Here is a 4577-nt window from a genome sequence, read left to right as displayed (position 1 = left end):
CTTCGCGGCGACGTCGTCGGCGCGGCGCATCGCGCCCTGGATCCCCAGCCCGCCGAGCCCGGGACTGTTCAGCTCGGCCAGCAGGACCCGCACGGCCTCCAGATCGGCCTCGACGTCCTCGGTGCGCATCCCGGCCGCCCGGGCGGCCGCCACGCCCTCCTGGGCGTCCTGGAGGGCCGTCTGGGCGGCACGCAGCCGCGGCGGGAGCTGGTCGAGCGAGGATTCCAGCCGGGCGAGCTGCGGCTGGATCTCCGCGGACACCTGGTTGATCTCCCCGGTGATCCGGCGGAGGGTGTCGACGACGCCCGTCAGCGCCCGGCATCCGGCGTCGTACTCGCCGAACGACCGGTTGACGTCGTCGAGGTCGTGCGCGTCGACCACGGTGATGTACGCCAGGGACGCCTCGTTGGCGGCGGCGTCGGCCCGCTCGAACCGTCCCCTGATCCGGTGGGCGGCCTGCGCGTCGAGATCTCCGAGCAGGGTGAGCCGCCCGGCCACGTACTTCTGCGCCTGGTCCATCTCGTAGAAGGCGTCGGCGGCCTGTTCCTTGGCCTGGAGCGCCGCCGACTGCGCCTGCTCGGCCCGCGCGTCGCGACGCCCCCGACGGCGCTGCTCACCGGGTCTCTGCACGCTGTCTCCTCCCGTTCGAAGAGCCTTCCGATCTGGGTCTCCATCCCACCACGCCCGGTTCCGGACGCAAAAAGGAGATGACCTTGGCCCGAAGGGGGGAACCGATAGCATCGCTGAGACGTCTGTCAGGGCGAACTGGTTCGCTCAGTTCCCGATCGAGTCTTATACGAACCCAACAAAACCCTGGAGGCAAAGATGCCGGTCAGTCTGTCCAAGGGCGGCAACGTCTCGCTGAGCAAGGAGGCTCCCGGCCTCACCGCGGTGATCGTCGGCCTGGGCTGGGACGTCCGGACGACCACCGGCACGGACTTCGACCTCGACGCCTCGGCCATCGTCGTCGACGCCGCGGGCAAGGTCCTGTCGGACGGGCACTTCGTGTTCTTCAACAACCTCAAGACCCCGGACGGCGCGGTCGAGCACACCGGTGACAACACCACCGGCGCGGGCGACGGCGACGACGAGCAGGTCAAGGTCAACCTGGCGGGCCTCCCGCCGCAGGCCGAGAAGATCGTGTTCCCGGTGTCGATCTACGACGCGGTCAACCGCGGCCAGAGCTTCGGCCAGGTCCGCAACGCGTTCATCCGCGTGCTGAACCAGGCCGGCGGAACCGAGATCGCCCGCTACGACCTCTCGGAGGACGCGTCCACCGAGACTGCGATGATCTTCGGTGAGCTGTACCGGAACGGCGCCGAGTGGAAGTTCCGCGCCGTGGGCCAGGGGTACGCCTCGGGTCTGACCGGTATCGCTCAGGACTTCGGTGTCAACGTCTAACCTTTAGGAGCAACATGGGCGTTTCCCTCGCCAAGGGCGGCAATGTCTCGCTGAGCAAGGCGGCCCCCAACCTCACAGCGGTCACGGTCGGTCTCGGCTGGGACGCTCGCGCGACCACCGGGTCGGACTTCGACCTCGACGCCTCGGCGCTGATGCTCGGCGGCAACGGCAAGGTCGTGTCCGACCAGCACTTCGTGTTCTTCAACAACCTCAAGAGCCCGGACGGTTCGGTGGAGCACACCGGCGACAACCTGACCGGCGAGGGAGAAGGGGACGACGAGTCGATCAACGTCGATCTGGCGTCGGTTCCGCCGCAGGTCGAGCGGATCGTCTTCCCGGTGTCCATCTACGACGCGGTCAACCGCGGCCAGAGCTTCGGCCAGGTCCGCAACGCGTTCATCCGCGTGGTGAACCGTGCGGACGGGTCGGAGCTGGCCCGCTACGACCTGTCGGAGGACGCCTCCACCGAGACCGCCATGGTCTTCGGTGAGCTTTACAGACGTGAAAGTGAGTGGAAGTTCCGGGCGATCGGCCAGGGGTACGCCTCCGGCCTGCACGGGATCGCTCAGGACTTCGGCGTCAACGTCAGTTGACGTCGTTCTAACGACAGTGGCCCCGCAGGCGGGGCGGCGGACGGCCACCGGCCGTTCGACCGCCTCGCCTGCGAGCTACGGAAAACCAAGGCATGATTCTTCGTACGTTCGGCTGGTCCTTCGCCATCACCATCTTGGGACTGATCGCCGCTTTCATCTATGACAGCACCGCCGGTCTGGCCCTGGTGGCGATCCTGGCCGTCTTGGAGATCTCGCTCTCCTTCGACAACGCCGTGGTCAACGCCAAGGTCCTCGAACGGATGAGCCCCTTCTGGCAGAAGATCTTCCTCACCATCGGCATCGCGATCGCGGTCTTCGGTATGCGGCTGGTCTTCCCCGTCGCGATCGTCGCGATCACCGCGAAGCTCGGCCCGATCGAGGCCGTCAAGCTGGCGCTGAACGATCACACGCTGTACCAGGAGAAGATGGAATTCGCCTACCCGATGATCGCGTCGTTCGGTGGCATGTTCCTGCTGATGCTGTTCCTCGACTGGATCTTCGAGGAGCGCTCGGAGCACTGGATGCCGTGGCTGGAGAAGCCTCTCGCCCGCATCGGCAAGCTCGACCAGCTCGCCGTGGTGATCGCCGGCGGCACGCTGGTGTTGGCCGCCACCTGGCTCGCCGACGACGCCCACCGGGAGAACGTCCTGGTCGCCGGCGTCCTCGGCATGATCACGTATCTGCTGGTCAACGGGCTCGGCGCGCTGTTCGAGGGCGTCGAGGACGGGATGGAGGAGAGCGCGGGGCAGAAGTCCGGCGGCCCCACCCAGCTCGCGCAGGCGACCGGCAAGGCCGCGTTCTTCCTGTTCCTCTACCTGGAGGTCCTGGACGCCTCGTTCTCCTTCGACGGAGTGATCGGCGCGTTCGCGATCAGCACCGACCCGATCATCATCGCGATCGGCCTGGGCGTCGGCGCGATGTACATCCGGTCGATCACGGTCTTCCTGGTCCGCAAGGGCACCCTGCACGAGTACCGCTACCTGGAGCACGGCGCCCACTGGGCGATCGGCGCGCTCGCGGTGTTCATGATGATCGGCGTCGGCCCCAACCACGTCTCGGAATGGATCACCGGCGGCACCGGCGCCGGACTGATCATCATCGCGTTCATCAGCTCGGTGGTGCGCAACCGCAAGGACGAGGAGAACGACGAGGCGTCGGCGCTGGAATCCAGCCGCACCTGACGTTCGTTCCGCCCGGACCCTGGCCCGTTAACGGCCAGGGTTTTTGGTTTTAACGCGGCGATAACCAGGTTTTCGGACGTTTTGTGCTGTGATGGGTAATATTTCTTTCGTAGGCCTCAGAAGCCGGAACCACCATCGTGGTCCCTACGTTGAGCGGCCGAAGCGAACGGAAGGTTCTCAGGCCGTGCGTCATTTCGACCACATCGACGCCGCTCGTCGTGCGGCGCTGTTCCACGTCCAGCCCGGCGGGTTCGACCGGGACGGCGATCCCGACGTCCTGGCGATCGCGATGGGCGCCACCCTCTACAGCCCCGCCACCAGGCCGAACCTCGCCGCCGACATCGCCAAGTGCTACCGGCAGGGCGTGCGCAGCATGGTGCTCTGCCTGGAGGACTCCATCCCCGACTCCGAGGTCGCCTCCGCGGAGGAGAATCTCGTCACCCAGCTCCGGGCCGTCGCCGCGGACGAGGCGCCGCTGCTGTTCGTGCGGGTCCGCCGCCCCGAGCAGATCCCCGATCTGACCCGGCGGCTCGGCCCGTCCGTGGCGCTGCTCACGGGGTTCGTGCTGCCGAAGTTCGAGGCGGGCGACGGCAAGGCGTTCCTCGACGCGCTCGGCGAGGCCACCAAGATCGGCGGCCACCGGCTGCTCGGGCTGCCCGTGATCGAGACCCCCGGGGTGATCTACCGGGAGACCAGGGCGGCCGTCCTGCACGACATCGCCCGGCTGCTCGCCCACCACCGCGAGAAGATCCTCGCCGTCCGGCTGGGCGCCACCGACCTGTGCTCGGCCTACGGGCTGCGCCGCCCCCGCGACCTCACGATCTACGACATCCACCCCGTCGCCAGCCTGATCGGCGACGTGGTCAACGTGCTCGCCCGCGCCGACTCGGGTTTCGTGGTGTCGGGCCCGGTCTGGGAGTACTTCTCCGGCGGTGAGCGGCTGTTCAAGCCGCAGCTGCGCCAGTCCCCGTTCGACGAGCACGAGGCGGCCGAGCTGCGCAGCCTGCTCATCGGCACCGACCTGGACGGGCTGATCCGCGAGGTCGCCCTCGACAAGGCCAACGGGCTGACCGGCAAGACCGTGATCCACCCGAGCCATGTGGCGGCCGTCCACGCGCTGATGGTCGTCACCCACGAGGAGTTCTGCGACGCCACCGACATCCTGGGCGTCGAGTCCGGCGGGGCGATGGCCTCCAGCTACAGCAACAAGATGAATGAGGCGAAACCGCACCGGGCCTGGGCGCGGCGGACCCTGGCGCGGGCGCACGTGTTCGGCGTCGCCGCCGAGGACGTCACCTTCGTCGACCTGCTCGCGGCCGGGGTCGCCCCATGAGCCCCTGGACGGGCGCCTGGGTCACCGACCGGCTGGGACCGGCCCTGCACACCCGTGCGACGCCGGCGG

Annotated in this window: 4 protein-coding genes and 1 pseudogene; 4 read left to right on the top strand and 1 reads right to left on the bottom strand. The window is 68.1% G+C overall.

Annotation, left to right across the window (positions count from 1 at the left end):
- Positions 1 to 630 (bottom strand): annotated as a pseudogene (locus ACYVE7_RS29610) (molecular chaperone DnaJ); the annotation flags it as partial.
- A 195-nt stretch (positions 631 to 825) separates the two neighbouring features.
- Between ACYVE7_RS29610 and ACYVE7_RS29605 the strand changes: the two are divergent.
- From ACYVE7_RS29605 to ACYVE7_RS29590, 4 genes are all read left to right on the top strand, one after another.
- Complete coding sequence (locus tag ACYVE7_RS29605) at positions 826 to 1401, top strand: TerD family protein (protein WP_460369284.1); 576 nt, start codon at positions 826 to 828, stop codon at positions 1399 to 1401.
- 14 nt (positions 1402 to 1415) lie between these two features.
- Entirely contained in the window at positions 1416 to 1994 is a 579-nt protein-coding gene (locus tag ACYVE7_RS29600; protein WP_460369282.1) for a TerD family protein, read from the top strand.
- Between the two features lie 92 nt (positions 1995 to 2086).
- Complete coding sequence (locus tag ACYVE7_RS29595) at positions 2087 to 3175, top strand: DUF475 domain-containing protein (RefSeq protein ID WP_460369280.1); 1089 nt, start codon at positions 2087 to 2089, stop codon at positions 3173 to 3175.
- A 184-nt stretch (positions 3176 to 3359) separates the two neighbouring features.
- Positions 3360 to 4508, top strand: a complete 1149-nt coding sequence (locus ACYVE7_RS29590; protein WP_460369278.1) for an HpcH/HpaI aldolase/citrate lyase family protein — start codon at positions 3360 to 3362, stop codon at positions 4506 to 4508.
- Positions 4509 to 4577: the final 69 nt, after the last annotated feature.

Source organism: Actinocorallia lasiicapitis, from assembly GCF_054778695.1.
The sequence above is the reverse complement of the archived record's forward strand: the minus strand, read 5'-3'. Positions and strand labels throughout refer to the sequence as shown.